At 59.7% G+C, this 14,870-nt stretch carries 14 protein-coding genes; 1 reads left to right on the top strand and 13 read right to left on the bottom strand.

Features of this window, described 5'->3' with window-relative positions:
- Positions 1–11: 11 nt before the first annotated feature.
- Entirely contained in the window at positions 12–2,417 is a 2,406-nt protein-coding gene (locus tag ACA052_RS08505) for a sensor domain-containing diguanylate cyclase (protein WP_497649251.1), read from the bottom strand.
- 187 nt (positions 2,418–2,604) lie between these two features.
- Complete coding sequence (gene rlmKL / locus ACA052_RS08500; protein WP_497649250.1) at positions 2,605–4,875, bottom strand: bifunctional 23S rRNA (guanine(2069)-N(7))-methyltransferase RlmK/23S rRNA (guanine(2445)-N(2))-methyltransferase RlmL; 2,271 nt, start codon at positions 4,873–4,875, stop codon at positions 2,605–2,607.
- A 530-nt stretch (positions 4,876–5,405) separates the two neighbouring features.
- On the opposite strand from rlmKL, the gene rmf reads away from it, so the two are divergent.
- Positions 5,406–5,621 carry a ribosome modulation factor gene (gene rmf / locus ACA052_RS08495; RefSeq protein ID WP_003223300.1) on the top strand — a complete coding sequence of 72 codons (216 nt, stop codon included), beginning with the start codon at positions 5,406–5,408 and terminating at the stop codon, positions 5,619–5,621.
- A gap of 289 nt (positions 5,622–5,910) precedes the next feature.
- On the opposite strand, the gene ACA052_RS08490 is transcribed toward rmf, so the two are convergent.
- From ACA052_RS08490 to ACA052_RS08440, 11 genes are all read right to left on the bottom strand, one after another.
- Complete coding sequence (locus tag ACA052_RS08490) at positions 5,911–6,930, bottom strand: quinone-dependent dihydroorotate dehydrogenase (RefSeq protein WP_497649249.1); 1,020 nt, start codon at positions 6,928–6,930, stop codon at positions 5,911–5,913.
- Between the two features lie 99 nt (positions 6,931–7,029).
- A complete protein-coding gene (locus tag ACA052_RS08485) occupies positions 7,030–8,412 on the bottom strand; it encodes a hypothetical protein (RefSeq protein ID WP_497649248.1) in 1,383 nt (460 codons plus the stop codon).
- Positions 8,413–8,464: 52 nt separating this feature from the next.
- Positions 8,465–8,896: a hypothetical protein gene (locus tag ACA052_RS08480; RefSeq protein ID WP_497649247.1), complete on the bottom strand. Its 432-nt coding sequence runs from the start codon at positions 8,894–8,896 to the stop codon at positions 8,465–8,467.
- Positions 8,886–9,569 (bottom strand): oxygen-regulated invasion protein OrgB, encoded by a 684-nt coding sequence (locus ACA052_RS08475; RefSeq protein ID WP_497649246.1) that lies wholly within the window; start codon positions 9,567–9,569, stop codon positions 8,886–8,888. Before ACA052_RS08475 ends, ACA052_RS08480 begins: the two co-directional genes overlap by 11 nt.
- On the bottom strand, positions 9,541–10,107 hold the full coding sequence (locus ACA052_RS08470; protein ID WP_497649245.1) for an OrgA/MxiK family T3SS sorting platform protein: 567 nt from the start codon (positions 10,105–10,107) through the stop codon (positions 9,541–9,543). Before ACA052_RS08470 ends, ACA052_RS08475 begins: the two co-directional genes overlap by 29 nt.
- Positions 10,094–10,816 (bottom strand): EscJ/YscJ/HrcJ family type III secretion inner membrane ring protein, encoded by a 723-nt coding sequence (locus ACA052_RS08465; protein ID WP_497649244.1) that lies wholly within the window; start codon positions 10,814–10,816, stop codon positions 10,094–10,096. Before ACA052_RS08465 ends, ACA052_RS08470 begins: the two co-directional genes overlap by 14 nt.
- Positions 10,813–11,121, bottom strand: coding sequence for a type III secretion system inner rod subunit SctI (gene sctI / locus ACA052_RS08460; RefSeq protein WP_497649243.1), 309 nt, complete (start codon positions 11,119–11,121; stop codon positions 10,813–10,815). Before sctI ends, ACA052_RS08465 begins: the two co-directional genes overlap by 4 nt.
- Positions 11,122–11,179: 58 nt before the next feature.
- On the bottom strand, positions 11,180–11,440 hold the full coding sequence (sctF, locus tag ACA052_RS08455; protein ID WP_497649242.1) for a type III secretion system needle filament subunit SctF: 261 nt from the start codon (positions 11,438–11,440) through the stop codon (positions 11,180–11,182).
- Positions 11,441–11,450: 10 nt separating this feature from the next.
- Positions 11,451–12,623 carry a PrgH/EprH family type III secretion apparatus protein gene (locus tag ACA052_RS08450; RefSeq protein WP_497649241.1) on the bottom strand — a complete coding sequence of 391 codons (1,173 nt, stop codon included), beginning with the start codon at positions 12,621–12,623 and terminating at the stop codon, positions 11,451–11,453.
- A gap of 43 nt (positions 12,624–12,666) precedes the next feature.
- On the bottom strand, positions 12,667–13,197 hold the full coding sequence (locus ACA052_RS08445; RefSeq protein ID WP_497649240.1) for a transglycosylase SLT domain-containing protein: 531 nt from the start codon (positions 13,195–13,197) through the stop codon (positions 12,667–12,669).
- The gene (locus tag ACA052_RS08440) at positions 13,194–14,837 is read right to left on the bottom strand and encodes a winged helix-turn-helix domain-containing protein (RefSeq protein WP_497649239.1); all 1,644 of its coding nucleotides are present in this window, start codon (positions 14,835–14,837) and stop codon (positions 13,194–13,196) included. Before ACA052_RS08440 ends, ACA052_RS08445 begins: the two co-directional genes overlap by 4 nt.
- Positions 14,838–14,870: the final 33 nt, after the last annotated feature.

The raw sequence follows: 14,870 nt of genomic DNA, 5'->3' as shown, positions 1-14,870 counted from the left end.
TTTTGTTTCACCTAACTCATCTCCCCCTCAACCCGGTCCCGCCCGCTCTGCTTCGCCGCATAAACCCCCGAGTCCGCCCGCAACAACAGCGCATCCGCGCCCTCGCCGACGCGCCAACTGGCTATCCCGAAACTCGCGGTGACGATGCCTACGCCATCGATCGGTGAGCTGCGCAGCGCTTGCCACAATTGCTGGGCCAGCACATGCGCGTGCTCAACGCTGATATCCGGGCACAGCACCATGAACTCTTCGCCGCCCAGGCGGCAGAACACGTCAGTACGGCGCAGCCGATGACCGATCCGCTCACACACCGCCTGCAATACCCGATCCCCCACTGCGTGACCGTGCTGGTCATTGATGCGCTTGAAATGGTCGATATCGAGCATGATTACCGACAGTTCACCGCCGCCACGCTCGACACGGGCCATTTCGCTGGTCAGGCGTTCCTGGAAATAGCGGCGGTTATGGATGCCGGTCAGGGAATCGGTAATCGACAATGCCCGCAGCTCTTCTTCGACCCGTTTCAGGTCGGAGATGTCCGAGATGTAGCCATGCCAGAGCACGCCGCCACCGGGTTGTTCTTCGGGGGTAGCCTCGCCCCGGACCCAGCGCAGCCCCCGCACAGGCAGTTGCACGCGATATTCCTCGCGCCACGGGCTGAGGGTGTCCGCCGAGGACCGGATCGACGCGCGGACCCGGGTAGAATCCTGAGGATGAATCCGCGTAAAAATCGCTTCGGCATTGAGCAGCAGCACGTCCGGCTCGAGTTCATAGATTTCGCGAATGCCATCACTGGCGTAGATCACACTGAAACGGCCATCGAATTCCATCTTGAACTGATAGATCCCGCCGGGCACATGGGCACTGAGTTTTTTCAGCAACAGGTCCCGCGCCGCCAACGCCTCGTAGACGCGCTTGCGCTCGGTGATGTCGATACAGATGGCCAGGTGGCCGACCCACAGGCCTTGCTCATCGAGCACCGGAGTCGCCAGCATGTTTACCGCCAGATGGCTGCCATCACTGCGCACAAGCGTCCACTCCCGCGCTTCGTGCCCCCCCTCCTCGCCACCCTCGACCAGCATGGCCTGGCACGTCGGCACCGGCTTCCCATAACGAGCGCTCAGCTCCGCCGAACGTGCGGCAAGCTCCCGGGGCAGGTGCAGGTTTTCCAGGGTCATGTGCCCCACCACCTCAGCGCTCGTGTAACCGAGCATTTGCTCGGCGCCGGCATTGAAGGTGCTGATGACCCCGCGCAGATCGGTGGCGATGATTGCCACCTGAGTCGCGGCATTCAGCACGCCGCGCAACTGGCCGTGCGTACCGCGCAACTCCTGCTCACGGGCGCGCAGTTCCTGGGTCCGCTGCTCGACCATCTTCAACGCCCGTTGACGCTGGCTCACCAACACATACAGCAAGGCACTGAGCAACAGGCTGAGCAAGCTGCCCAGTACCACCAGGCTGCTCACGGATGAATGGTTGGCCTGCAGGAAGACCTCACTGGGTTGAACGTCTACTTGATAATTATGGTCGGCCAGGCTCAGGAGCCGGGTCGCCGACAATTCACTGACCGCTGGGGGATTGGGGGATTCGTACAACACTTCGTGCTGATCGTTGGTGGACAAATCGAGAATGCGCACCGACAGGTAATCGTGGCCGGCCTCCGGCAGCCCGTCCGCCAGCAACTGGCGCATGCTGATGACCGCCATCACGTAACCGAACGGTTTTTTCGTCGCTGGTACCGAGTTATCGTGATGCTGAAGTTTGACCGGTGCAACCAGCAATACACCTCGGGCATACGCCGGCTCGATACTGACCAGATGCATCGGTTGCGACACCGCCATGCCGTCATGCTCGTCGGCACGTTCCAGGGTGGCACGGCGCAGGGGTTGGGCGAGCAGGTCGTAACCCAGCGGGGAGCCGAGCTTGCTTTGCGTCTGGCTGTACAGCACTGCCACGTACTCATCGCGTTCGGCCGCCAGTTGCAACTGGCCATCGGCATTCAGTTCACGAAGGGTGAAATCACGCAAACCTTCATCCCGTACCCGACGCTCGAACGCCTCGCGCTCGCCACCGCTGACCCGTTCAGCGAAGGAGTACGCCTGGGTCCGGTGCAACAGCGGTCGGGTGTAACCGTCGAATTCCTCTCGGGACACCGCGTCGGAATTGGCAAAGAACCGGCGCACGCCATCGAGGCGCTGCTCCTGATCTTCGAAACGTTCTTCGATACGGCTGTAACGTTCACTGGCCAGCAGTTGGAAACGTTGCCGCAATTGATGGTGAAACAGATTCAGCGTCGACCAGGCCAGCAACCCTGTGAGAATCCCGCCGACGAGCAATACAAATAGCGCGACCAGCCAGGCCGAGACATCTTCACTGATAAATCCCAGGATCTTGGGGCGCACGGCGTGCAACGACATAAATACAACTCAAAACGCCAGGTGCGGGAAAGCCCTTTGGCCCTGAGTTGAGTTATAGCTATTAGCCACTAATTTGACCAGCCCTGTAACTGTAGGAGCTGCCGCAGGCTGCGATCTTTTGATCTTGCTTTTTTTAAGATCAAGATCAAAAGATCGCAGCCTGCGGCAGCTCCTACAGTAAATCTAACTAGCGTGCGGTGATTTTCCAGGCGCGGTGGATTTTGCCGTTACGGGAAAAGTCCGGGTCGATGGTCTGGGCCGTGATTTCCTCGACCGCGTAACGCTCGCTGAGGTTTGGCTCCAGTTCGAATTTGCGGAAGTTGTTGGAGAAGTACAACACCCCGCCCGGTGCCAGGCGCGCCATGGCCAGATCGATCAATTGCACCTGGTCACGCTGCACGTCGAAGATCCCTTCCATGCGCTTGGAGTTGGAGAACGTCGGCGGGTCGATGAAGATCAGGTCGAACTCGTCACGGCAGGCGTCGAGCCAGACCATCACATCGCCCTGCTCCAGACGGTTCTTGTCGGAGAAACCGTTCAGCGACAGGTTGCGACGTGCCCAGTCCAGATAGGTCTTCGACAAGTCGACGCTGGTGGTGCTGCGCGCACCGCCCTTGGCCGCATGAACACTGGCAGTCGCGGTGTAGCTGTACAGGTTGAGGAAGCGTTTACCGGCCGCCTCCTTCTGAATCCGCATGCGCATCGGCCGATGGTCGAGGAACAGCCCGGTGTCGAGGTAGTCGGTGAGGTTCACCAACAGCTTTACGCCGCCTTCATTCACTTCGACGAACTTGCCCTGCGCCGCCTGGCGCTCGTACTGCTTGGTACCGCTTTGACGCTCGCGACGTTTGACCACGACGCGGCTCTTGTCGATGTTCAAGGCCTGCGGAATGGCTGCCAGGGCGTCGAACATGCGTGCCGAGGCTTTTTCCGGATCGATGGATTTCGGTGCGGCGTATTCCTGGACGTGGACCCAATCGTGGTACAGGTCGATGGCCATGGAATATTCCGGCATGTCGGCGTCATACACGCGATAGCAGTCGATGCCTTCACGCTTGACCCATTTGCCCAACGCCTTCAGGTTTTTTTGTAAACGGTTGGCGAACATCTGCCCGCCCTCGCTCAAGCGCGGTTGCTCGACGACCACCGGTACCGGCTTGATCGGGTTGCCGTTCTTGTTGTACTTCTCGTACTTGCCCGGCGCCACGTCGTTGCTGGCGACTTCAACTTGAGCTTGCTCGCGCTCGACCTGACGTTGTTCCGGGGTGCGACGTTCGCCGGTGACGAACTGATCCGGGGTGACCTTGATCAGCAGCAATTTGCACGGCAACGCGCCGTTCCAGAACGAGTACTGTTTGTGGCTGCGGATGCCCATGCGCTTGCCCAGGTCCGGGGCGCCGGTGAACACGGCGGCTTCCCAGTTCAGGCAGGCCTGACGCAGGCGTTCGCCGAGGTTTTGGTAGAGGTAGAGCAAGCTCGCCTCGTCACCCAGACGCTCGCCGTACGGCGGGTTGCAGATGACCAGGCCTTTCTGGTTCTGGTCCGGGCGCGGCTCGAACGTGCCGACTTCGCCCTGGTAGATCTTGATCCACTCGCTCAGGCCGGCACGTTCGACGTTGTTGCGGCCCGGTTGAATCAGGCGCGGATCAGCTTCGTAACCACGAATCCACAGCGGTGGCTTGGCCAGGCCGGCAGCGGCGCGTTCGGTGGCTTCTTCGTGGAGTTTTTTCCACAGGGCCGGCACGTGACCGAGCCAGGCAGTGAAACCCCACTGTTCGCGACGCAGGTTCGGTGCCATATCGGCGGCGATCATCGCCGCTTCGACGAGGAACGTACCGACACCGCACATCGGGTCAGCCAGTGCACCGCCGTCCGCCGCAATGCGCGGCCAGCCGGAACGGATCAGGATCGCCGCCGCGAGGTTTTCCTTCAGCGGCGCCGCGCCTTGCTGCAAGCGATAGCCGCGCTGGTGCAGGCTGTGACCGGAGAGGTCGAGCGAAAGGATCGCTTCGCCACGGTCCAGACGCAGGTGAATGCGCAGGTCCGGATTGAGCTTGTCGATCGACGGACGGTCGCCCTGCGGCGTGCGCAGTTTGTCGACAATGGCGTCCTTGACCTTCAAGGCGCCGAAGTGAGTGTTGTCGATGCCCGAGCCGTGACCGCTGAACTCGACGGCCAGGGTGCCATCGTTGAGCATGTGGTCTTGCCACTCGATATCGAGCACGCCGTGGTACAGGTCTTCGGCGTCTTTCATCGGGAAACGCTTGAGCACCAGCAGCACCCGGTTCGCCAGACGCGACCACAGGCACAGGCGATAAGCGGTTTCCATGGTGGCCATGCCGCGCACGGCAGAGGTGTGTTCACGCGCTTCTTCAAGGCCTAGCCCGACGGCTTCCTCGATGAGCAGGCCTTCAAGGCCTTTGGGGCAAGTGAGGAAGATTTCGAATTGATCGGACATTGGAATATCAGAACCTTTAGCTGAGTGAACGGGCAACGCATTGCCGGTCCGGTTTTCAATCAGGCGCTTTTCTCGAAGAGCGCCCGTGTGGCACGAAGGTGTGCCGTACCACCCCTGCTGCCCGGGTTAAATGAGCTTAGATGCAAGGACAGATAAAAAAGTAGATGCAACAAAATGTCATAAGTCGACCCTTCGTCGAATAGTCCCCCAGTGCAACGGGAGTCATTCTCACTAAAGGATTAACCCCATCATTCAGCGCGGGGCCGATCATACCGGGGTTTTGCTAATAAATGCGCTGTAAGCATCCTGTTACTTATGGCCATACCACCTTAATGGTTACGTCCTTATGACAAAACGATCATTCCCTCGATGTGACGCATTGGTTAGAACTCAACACAGGTTGGCGCCACAACGGACGTCAACACCTTGGCTCGCCACGCCGGCAGCGAGCCCCCAACGGCAGACATTTCTGCCAGACCTCGATTGAGGTCGACGCGATAAATACAGTCAACAAGTGAGGGCAACACCCTATGAGAAGACTTAAGCGTGATCCGTTGGAAAGAGCATTTTTGCGCGGATATCAATATGGCGTTGGTGGCAAATCCCGTGAGCTTTGCCCATTTACTCTACCGTCGGTACGCCAAGCCTGGATCAACGGCTGGCGAGAAGGACGCGGCGACAACTGGGACGGTATGACCGGCACTGCGGGAATCCACAGACTCAACGAACTTCACGCCGTCGGCTAATTAATGACAGGGCTTTACACTCCGACACGACAATCTGATGACTGCATGAATTAACCACGCACGTCCCATCCGGACGGCGGGCTCCGGCCCAGGGGCTCCTTCGAGGAGCCCTTTTTTATGCCTGCTCCAAACGCAATTCCCTGTAGGAGCTGCCGAAGGCTGCGATCTTTTGATCTTGCTTCTCGGCGATGCGCCTTGGGCACAAAATCGAGATCAAAAGATCGCAGCCTTCGGCAGCTCCTACATTTGCAGCGTGCACCATGATGTAAGGGGTGCGCGCGGTAATCGGTTATCTCAGAGCTGCAATCGCATCCACGGATTCACGAATCAGCGCCGGCCCTTTATAGATGAAGCCCGAATAAATCTGCACCAGGCTCGCACCCGCGGCGATTTTCTCAGCGGCGTGCTTGCCTTCGGTGATGCCGCCCACCGCGATGATTGGCAAACGACCCGCCAATTCCGCGGCCAGCACCTTGACGGTGTGGGTGCTCTTGTCACGAACCGGAGCGCCGGACAGGCCGCCCGCCTCGTCACCGTGTTCCATGCCTTCGACGCCGACGCGACTCAGCGTGGTGTTGGTAGCGATGACCGCGTCCATCCCGGTTTCGATCAGCGCTTGCGCAACCTGAGCGGTTTCTTCGTCGGTCATGTCCGGTGCGATCTTGATCGCCAGCGGTACATGTTTGCCGTGACGCAGCGCCAGTTCCGCGCGACGTGCCGCCAGGTCAGCGAGTAACTGCTTCAACGAATCACCGAATTGCAGGCTGCGCAGGCCCGGGGTGTTTGGCGAACTGACGTTGACTGTCACGTAGCTGGCGTGGGCATACACCTTGTCCAGGCAGATCAGGTAGTCGTCGACCGCACGCTCAACCGGGGTATCGAAGTTCTTGCCGATGTTGATGCCCAGCACGCCCTTGTACTTGGCCGCCGCCACGCGGGCCAGCAGGTGATCGACGCCGAGGTTGTTGAAGCCCATGCGGTTGATGATCGCCTCGGCTTCCGGCAATCGGAAAATCCGTGGTTTCGGGTTGCCCGGCTGCGGACGCGGGGTAATGGTGCCGATTTCGACAAAACCAAAACCCAGCTGGGCAAAACCGTCGATGGCCGCGCCGTTCTTGTCCAGACCGGCCGCCAGCCCCACCGGGTTCGGGAAGTCCAGGCCCATGACGCTCACCGGCACTTTCGCCGGCGCCTTGCACAGCAAGCCGTTGAGGCCCAAACGCCCGCCCGCGCCGATCAGGTCCAGGGACAGATCGTGGGAGGTTTCCGGGGAAAGTTTGAACAACAGCTGACGGGCCAGGGTGTACATGGGCGGGTTTGACTCTGGGCTACGAAAAGTGGCGGCGATTATAGCCGGGGAGGAGCGTTGCAGGCGAGCAACCGATTGCTGCCTGCATTTCGCTTGGGCCTAAGGAACGGCGGTTTCCTCCAGCGTATAACTGTTGTCCGTGCGCTTGACGCTGCCAAAGACCAGCGGGAAATAAATGAGCATCAGCATCATGGCAAGGCAGCCATTCAGAATGTGGCCCTGATAATCCTCACCCACCTCGGAATCACCCAGTAAAGTCGCCGCCGCGGCAACGACGAGACTGATGGCGTGCCCCGCCGAGAGACGCAGTGCTCCGACGTTAAGCAATGCGTCAGCCAGTTGTGTTCGAGTCGGTAGCTGAACGCCGGCACGTACTTCCAAAGCCATGTGCTGCAAAGATTCCGGGTCGGAAAAAACCGAGTCCAGGCCCGGCGACGGCGACAACACATGCCAGCTTTTGCAAAGAATGGAGATGAAGTCATCCACCACAATGCCAAGGGCATTCAGTCCCCCATTAATGACGTCCGCGCCCAGGCTGTAACCCAGTTCCGCCGCCGACCGGCCTGCACCACTTAGCGGCAAAAGACTCCCCAGCTCTGCCAGTAGAAACTGGGCCGCACCATAGGCGGCGGTCGTTACTCCGGTTGCCACCACAGTGGGCCTGCCCGCATTGTCAGGCAAGGTAAAGAAGGCGTTAGCCAGGCCCCTGGCCAAGGTATAGATCGTCACACCGGTCATGGCGGGAAGCAGATTTTTTGAGGCGCCAGTGAGATGCGCCATCAAGAACGCCCCCATCGTGATGCTGGCCATGCAGATACGCCCCAGCCGCGAAGACAGTTTCGCCATCCCGCCACACTCGTTTCGAAGGGCACCTGCCAGGATCAGCGCCGGGCCGGTCATGGCTTGCGCTGCCACGAGCCATGCGCAGGCCGCTTCAGGTGAATCGCCCTCGCGCAACGCTTGCTCGACGTGGTAACTCACAACCTGGCGCAGCACTGTGGTCAGCGCAATGATCAACCCGGTGCGCCCGACGATATTGAGTAGGTTGAGTCCGGGCCCTTTGGCAGCCTCTAACACTTCCATGCCCGCTTCGAGCACTGCACGCATTCGGCTTTCACGGGTTTGCTCGGGATCTGCGGAATTCAATTCGGCGATTCGAGCAAATAACTCCTCATTGATAGGCCCTTCGGGTAAATGCCCATGCTCGATGAAGTCGTTAGCAAGTCCCACTACAATTCGGTCCGTTTCACCTAATTGCGTATAGCACTCCTCAATCTGCAGGGTTACCTCGCGCTCCATGCCCAACATCGCCACTCCGATTTGCCGTGGGGTCCCAAGCGTGGCCACACGGAAATCCCTGCTCAGCGCCGAGGGATCAAGTGTCATGCGGGAACGGCGGTCAGTCGCAACACTCGCAAGTGAAGTGAAGTCGCCCGCCAGCGTAATCACTCGTCCAGCAGATCCAGCAATCGGTAAAACCATCCTAGTTTTCCTTATTGTTATTAATCGTCAGGCAGGCGCTTTTGAACTCACCTCACCACTCACTCTTTTCCCAGGCCTCGTCATCCATCGTCGCGAACACATCGCGCATGAAGCCCTTGACGAAAACATCCATGCTGAACGCCAGGCCATTGGCGCCTTTCACCTCCTTGAAAATCAATGTGTCGCGCAGTTTCTCGTCGTCCAAACGCACCAACACCTGAAGCGTCACGGCCATTAATGCCTTGGCGGTCGGGTACGCCGGGGTGACGCCGTCCGCACTGCGCAGTGAACGAATGAACGCGTAGATGTCTTTTTCACCCTGCCCTTCCATGGCCAACAGTTGTTGATAGAGCCAATCGAATTCAGGGTCAGGACGCCTGCTGTCGGGCAGTCCCTGACTGGCCCGCAACAGGCGAGACTCCAATGGCTCAACCGCTGGCGTGTTCTGCTGTTTGTGCACGTCGGTCATGGCTTCAATCTTCATGGCGCACCTCACCAAAGCTCAAACACACTTCGCCAAGCCGCCGTAATGAGGCCTGATCGAGGATCCGAACCGACTTGGGCAAGTTCGCCAGGCCAGCCAACAATTTGGGCTCCAGGCGCTGGCGGGTTGTCTCGATATCGAACTCGAGCAATTGGTCGGCCAGGCGAAACACGTAACGTTCCTGCGGTTGATAGTCGAGCGCCAGCGTGCCCGGCCAGAGCGCCTGCAAGCGTTGTCGCAGTTCCTTGCCCTGTGACTTGCAACGCGACGGCAACAGCACCTGCAACACCGCCTCTGTGTGGCCAGGTTGCTCAGCCAGCCAGCGTTCGAGCATCTCGTCCAGCCATTCGCTGCGACTCAGCAAGTCGCCGAGTAACTGCCGGGCAGCCTGGGTGAGATCTCTGCGCAATTGCAGCCCCAGCGCCTGAGACTCCAGCAAGCCGCTCGCCAGATTTTCAGCCGCGCGCAAGACGCCTTCGGCATAACCTTCCTGGAAAGCCTGGGCGCGGACCGCTTCCGCGTCCCTTTGCGCCTGGTCGACACATTCACGGGCCCATCGCTGAGCCTGTTGCTGCAATGAGTGACGCTGGCGCGTGGCGACGATGTCTTCGCGGGGGATGCGCGCGTCACTCGGCACGGGCAGGTCAGTCAGGGTTCGGATGGAGTCGAGCATGCTGCACCGCCAAAAAGAAAAGAGCCGCATCGGGTTCTGCCACGGGCCATTGCCTGTGCAGGTCGACGACCTGTTGGGAAAACTGCAACGGCAGCCGTTCAAGCAACAGCTTCGGTATGGAATCGGACAAGCCGCACAGTGAATTGAAACCGGCAGCCTCGACGTGTTGCATCGACACTGCCGACGCTTCGATCGGCAGGTCGCCGCGAGCCCCCACTCTGCAGCCGGCAAATCTGCGCAACGACAATGGCAATTGCTGCAAGGCCCCGCCTCGCGCCAGTTGTGGAAAAAGCCGCCAAGCGCCCAACAGCGCGGCGATGTAGGGCAACTGGCGCCATTGCCGAACCCACAGAGCGGCCACGGCATTCAGCGGCGCCGCCGGCCATGGGCCTTGCAGCTCCAGACCCTCGAGCACGATCTGATTGAGGACTTGTCGTGCGTCAGGCCCCGCTAAATCCACCGGTATGGACAGGCGCTCAACGTGCACATAATCCAGGGGCTCGGCGAAAATCTGCTGCAAGCGCTCAGCGCACGACATCACGTTGCACTCTGCTCAAGTGTCGATACCCAAACCCTGCGCCAGCCGCCATCAACACCAGCGTCAACGCGGCCAACAGCCACAACCCGCGCGAAGGGCTTTGCACCGACTCCACCGATGGCGCCACATGTTGTGTGGGCGAGCGCCGGGACAGGACCACCGAGATGTTTTCGTACTCGACGGCCGCAAAACTGTTCTTGAGAAAACGCTTGATGTCGGTGATCAGCAATTGCGGCTCGATGTCCCGCTCATGAATTGCCAAGGCCGACAGGTGAATGGGCGCCGACTTGCGCCCACCTTCACCGGCATCCAGGTCATAACTGACATGCACCCGCGCCGACACCACCCCTTCCAGCACGCCCAACGATTGTTCGATCCGCTGTTCCAGCGCCGAGTACAGCCGGGCTTTTTCGGCTCTGGGCGAGGCCACCAGCGTATCGCTGGGGAACATCTCGGCCACTTGCAAGCGTGGCCTGGACGGCAACGAATAGAGGTTGAGCAAGTCGACGGCAGCCGAAAAATCGACCTGATTGATTTTCACCGAGTACCCGGTTTTGCCAGCATCGATTTTTGTCGCCGTAATATTGTTTCGCAGCAGAACCGAGAGCACCTCGTTGGCCTGTTGCTGGTCCAGCCCTTCGAGCAGGGCCGGTTGCCGACAACCCAGCAGCGCCACGCACAGAACCATCAGCAGCGCGCTGGCCTTCATGAAGCACGCAACAGGGTTTCAGCGGTGCCCACGGCTTTGCGCACCAAGACGTTAAGCAGGTTGATATCCACGTTGTACTGCCCTACCCGCTCCTGCAATTGGGTCAAGACTTCAGGGCTGCTGATATCGGGGTTCTGCAACAGTTGATTGATCGCCGACACTTCCTGCCCGCTGTTCACCGCGGAACCGGCGAAGGCTTCGATCAGTCGGCTCTCGAGTGAAACGACAGGGCTTTCCTGCGAACTGCGTAATTCAGCGAACGCGGTTTGATGGACGTTCGAATGGAGAATGCTTTGAGGAGACATGCGGTGCACTCATGAAAATGGCCATCGTCAGGCACGATGGCCGGTCGAAAGGGAAGAATCAGCGAGCGGCCTGGATGATCGCCATGTCGATGTCCTTGAAGCCCTTGATCGTGTTGGTCTGGGCGTTGCGGAATACCGTGTAGGACGAGAACGCCGCCTGGTAAGCCGCTAGCAAAGAAGGATTCGATGCATCGCCTTCGAGTTTTTTCAGCGCCTCATCCAACACGTCCTTGAGCTTTGTGGCGCCTTTTTCGAACGCATCGGCCTGACGCCCGAGAAAATCATCGGCAAAGTCGATGGGGATACCAATTTCAGCCATGAGTCACCTTCTATCGTTGTGTAGGAAAATGCCAAGACGACGTCGTCATCTTGATGTAGCCCAGCGGGCCGGTTTGAAACGATTTGCCCTTGAGCCCGTCGTCCTTGAGGTCGATGGCGAAGTGCACGTAACGATCACCCCACTGCCGGTAAAACCCGTCGACGTAGAGACGCGCCGCCGCCAATTCGGAATCCTGAAGGTTGCCTTCAACGGCAAACGTGACGCTGTCACCGTGCTCGACCCGGTTGAACACCAGCGAAAGACGTTGCAAGCCCTCTTGAGCAAGCGTTGCCAACAGTGCGTCGTCCTGCAGCTGTACCGCCACATCCCGGGCATAGGGCGCTGCTTCGAGCAAGGCATTGACCAGCCTCGTTTGCACCTGCGGTGTGAGCAGATTGCGCTGAGCGCTGATCAGCAGCCGTGGCGCCGACGGGTCCTTGAGATCCAGGGAATGCCAGGCCAGTTGCGGGTCATGGTCGACCAATAGCTGCTCCAGGCGACGCCGCTCCTGATCCCTCACCAGCACCTTGCCGGACAGCAGGTTGTTGCGCATCAGCACCTGTCGGCTCCAGCCGGCATCCCGCTCGGAAGACACAAACACGTAGACCGTCTGATCTCTCCCATTGAGCACCTCCACCTCGGCGCTGACGCCGGTGATCAAGGCGCGCACATCGGTTTCGGGGGTCGGCTCGGGCACTGACCAGACGCCGATGCAGGCAAGCAGAACACCCAACGCCAATCCGCCACCGAGCCATTTGACGAGGGTGTTTCGCCCCCATGAATGGTGGGTTTTTTGAGTAAAAGAGGGTTGCTGCAGGCCGAGGCTTTCAGGTGCCCAATCCTGGTCAGGCGAGCGCACGGCAATCTGCAAACCACCGACGTGCTCGCTACGTTGGAACACGCAATGGCGAGTCTCCGCTTGCTCGTCGAGGAGTCGCAAAGTCACGCCGCCCGACATTACCTCTTCCAGCAGCACTTCGAAATTGCATCCGCCGTGGTCCAGCGGGACGAAGATCGCCTCCGGCGGCACACTGACGGGGCACGTCGATTTCCCCAGCAGGCCTACGGGCGCCACGATGAACAACGTTCGGGGCTCAGTGAGCGGGAACTCGCAACCTTGCAGCGGACCGTTGAGGACCCGCAGAACGCAGGGTTGTAGAGGTGGGGCCGACAGGTCTGTCACCGATCACGCTCCAGGCAATGAATGAGCGCCCATGCTAAAAACATCACCCTGGATGTTCCTGATCGAATTCTGCCGAACCTGAGCGAGCGCGATCAGAATCCATCCGTATGCCCTGCAATGGCGAGTCCGCGACCGCACTGCGGGTCAACGTCTGGTAACGCTTCCAGACCTTTCGTGCATAACGAAGACGGGCCGTTTGCCGATCAGGCGCATTCCCGGCGTTGTAAGCTCCCACCGCGGTCCAGTTATAGCCATACAGGGCAACGAATCCGGCCAGCACGGAAGCGCCGACTTCAACGGACAGGCACGGCTCATCCAACAGTCGCTGCTCGGTAATACCCTGAGCGCGCAAACGCGGTAGATGGATGCTGTTGATCTGCATCAGCCCAATATCGCGAGAGCCATTGGTGTTGTAGTTCATCGCGTCCGGCCGTTGTGCCGACTCCACGTCGGCAATGGCCTGCAGGAGCTCGGGTTCGAGCGCGTGCAGCTGCCCTGCCCGCGCCCAACAAAAGGCCTGCGCCTGCCCGGCGCCGAGACACACAAACAGCAATAACCATGAAGCCTTCGTCATGCCAATCGCCGCCCGTTTTGGAGTGACGGCACGCCAAGCCCCCGCAAATCCCGCAGGGGTGTTTGACGCTGCATAGACCTCCACAGCGGAGAAACCATGGGCCCGTCGATCACCCCGGACCAAAGCGGCAACGGCGTTTCAGCAGGGGATTGAGGCCGCGCCGAACGCAGCCAATTCGCGTATTGGTTGCGGGCGATCAGCGGATTGACCCCGAACAGCACGTTCCAGGCCGCCAGACCTTGTTCACCGAGCGCGCTTTCACTCATGCCGGCTTGCTCGAGTTCATGCCAGGCAGCCGCGTGCTGGCCAAAGTAGGCCAACACCACGGCATGCAAAATCACCAACAGCGGATGCCCGGATGCACCTTGCTGCAAGGCTTGCCGAGCCATCAACGCAGCATCCTGAGGGTTGCCGGTCAGCGCGATGCGGACCCGCAGGATTTGCGCCCGCACACAACCTGGGTCATGCCGCAAACAGGTGTCGATGCTGTGGGCCGCTTGCTCGTTGCGCCGCCAAAACCAATGATGCCAGGCATGGAAGTAATGGACGTCGGCCTGATCGGACGTCAACAGGCACCGTCGAAAAAGCGCCTGCGCGGCGTCCTCGCAACCTCGCAGGCTGGTGAGCAGCGCCAGACGCGTCAGCGCCAAGGTGTTGCAAGGGTCCAGTAGCAATGCCTTGGAGATGGCGGCATCAGCCTCATTGGTCGCGCGAGCCTGCTCACATAACCCGAGCATCGCCTTTCCCAGCCAGGCATCTGCCAGGCCACACCAGGGTGGTGAATAACCGCTTGCCAATTGCAGGCACTGGCGAAACTGCACCAGCGCATCGCGCAGGCTTTGCGGCGTATGCCGCTGCACGCTGCACACCCCATTGAGGTAAGCCACCGCTGCCGGGTAGGAAGAACAGGAATTACCAGTAGGACGAAACCCGGGAAGACGCTGAGCGATCAGGCAGGCCAACTCCGCGAGCGACTGATCCAGCGCACTGCCATCCAGCATTTGCCCATGAATCAACGCGTGATCGCTGCCGCGAACGAGCTCGATCGACCATTGCAGCTGCTCACCTTGACGGATAAAACGACCGCTCACGTAATAATCCGGCGCCAACCTTTGCACCAGAAGCCGGGCATCGACGGGAAGGTCAAAAGCCGCCATCAATCCACTGGGGACGAAACGTACAGACTCGCCGAAGGCAGTTGTCAACTGGCGGATCATCGAGTCCTGCAGATCCAGCGCCTCGGATTCGCCCGTACCACGAAACGGCAGCACCGCTAGCGATGGCACCGCGACGGGTTCCTCGCAAGGGGTATCGAGCGCAACTGCCGGACAGGTGAATCGATAACCTTGACCGTACACCGTGGCAATGAAGCCCTTGTTTTCCTTGAGCAGCTTGCGCAGTGCGTAGATGCAGCGGGTCAACGATTCCTCGGCGGCATCGGTGTCGGGCCAGACCGAGTCGAGCAGTTGATCTTTACCGATCACCGTGCCCGCCGAACTGAGCAGCAGGCGCAAAACGTGTAACTCTTTGGGGGGGACGTGTGTTCCTTTACCGTCTCGCATCAGCGTTCCATCGCTTTGCAGTAGCCATTGGTCAAAAACGAATGACCTGAATGGTGGTTGATCAGTTGCACTGTCCATACTCGAAAACATCTCTATAGAAAGGTACTGAAA

It is taken from the genome of Pseudomonas sp. LBUM1644, from assembly GCF_059716195.1.
This window is presented reverse-complemented; position numbering and strand designations above follow the sequence as displayed.

What these genes read in the sequence shown, in the direction of transcription:
- ACA052_RS08505 (WP_497649251.1), bottom strand. Translation starts at nt 2,417, where the DNA reads ATGTCGTTGCACGCCGTGCGCCCCAAGATCCTGGGATTTATCAGTGAA.
- rlmKL (WP_497649250.1), bottom strand. Translation starts at nt 4,875, where the DNA reads ATGTCCGATCAATTCGAAATCTTCCTCACTTGCCCCAAAGGCCTTGAA.
- rmf (WP_003223300.1), top strand. Translation starts at nt 5,406, where the DNA reads ATGAGAAGACTTAAGCGTGATCCGTTGGAAAGAGCATTTTTGCGCGGA.
- ACA052_RS08490 (WP_497649249.1), bottom strand. Translation starts at nt 6,930, where the DNA reads ATGTACACCCTGGCCCGTCAGCTGTTGTTCAAACTTTCCCCGGAAACC.
- ACA052_RS08485 (WP_497649248.1), bottom strand. Translation starts at nt 8,412, where the DNA reads ATGGTTTTACCGATTGCTGGATCTGCTGGACGAGTGATTACGCTGGCG.
- ACA052_RS08480 (WP_497649247.1), bottom strand. Translation starts at nt 8,896, where the DNA reads ATGAAGATTGAAGCCATGACCGACGTGCACAAACAGCAGAACACGCCA.
- ACA052_RS08475 (WP_497649246.1), bottom strand. Translation starts at nt 9,569, where the DNA reads ATGCTCGACTCCATCCGAACCCTGACTGACCTGCCCGTGCCGAGTGAC.
- ACA052_RS08470 (WP_497649245.1), bottom strand. Translation starts at nt 10,107, where the DNA reads ATGTCGTGCGCTGAGCGCTTGCAGCAGATTTTCGCCGAGCCCCTGGAT.
- ACA052_RS08465 (WP_497649244.1), bottom strand. Translation starts at nt 10,816, where the DNA reads ATGAAGGCCAGCGCGCTGCTGATGGTTCTGTGCGTGGCGCTGCTGGGT.
- sctI (WP_497649243.1), bottom strand. Translation starts at nt 11,121, where the DNA reads ATGTCTCCTCAAAGCATTCTCCATTCGAACGTCCATCAAACCGCGTTC.
- sctF (WP_497649242.1), bottom strand. Translation starts at nt 11,440, where the DNA reads ATGGCTGAAATTGGTATCCCCATCGACTTTGCCGATGATTTTCTCGGG.
- ACA052_RS08445 (WP_497649240.1), bottom strand. Translation starts at nt 13,197, where the DNA reads ATGACGAAGGCTTCATGGTTATTGCTGTTTGTGTGTCTCGGCGCCGGG.
- ACA052_RS08440 (WP_497649239.1), bottom strand. Translation starts at nt 14,837, where the DNA reads ATGGACAGTGCAACTGATCAACCACCATTCAGGTCATTCGTTTTTGAC.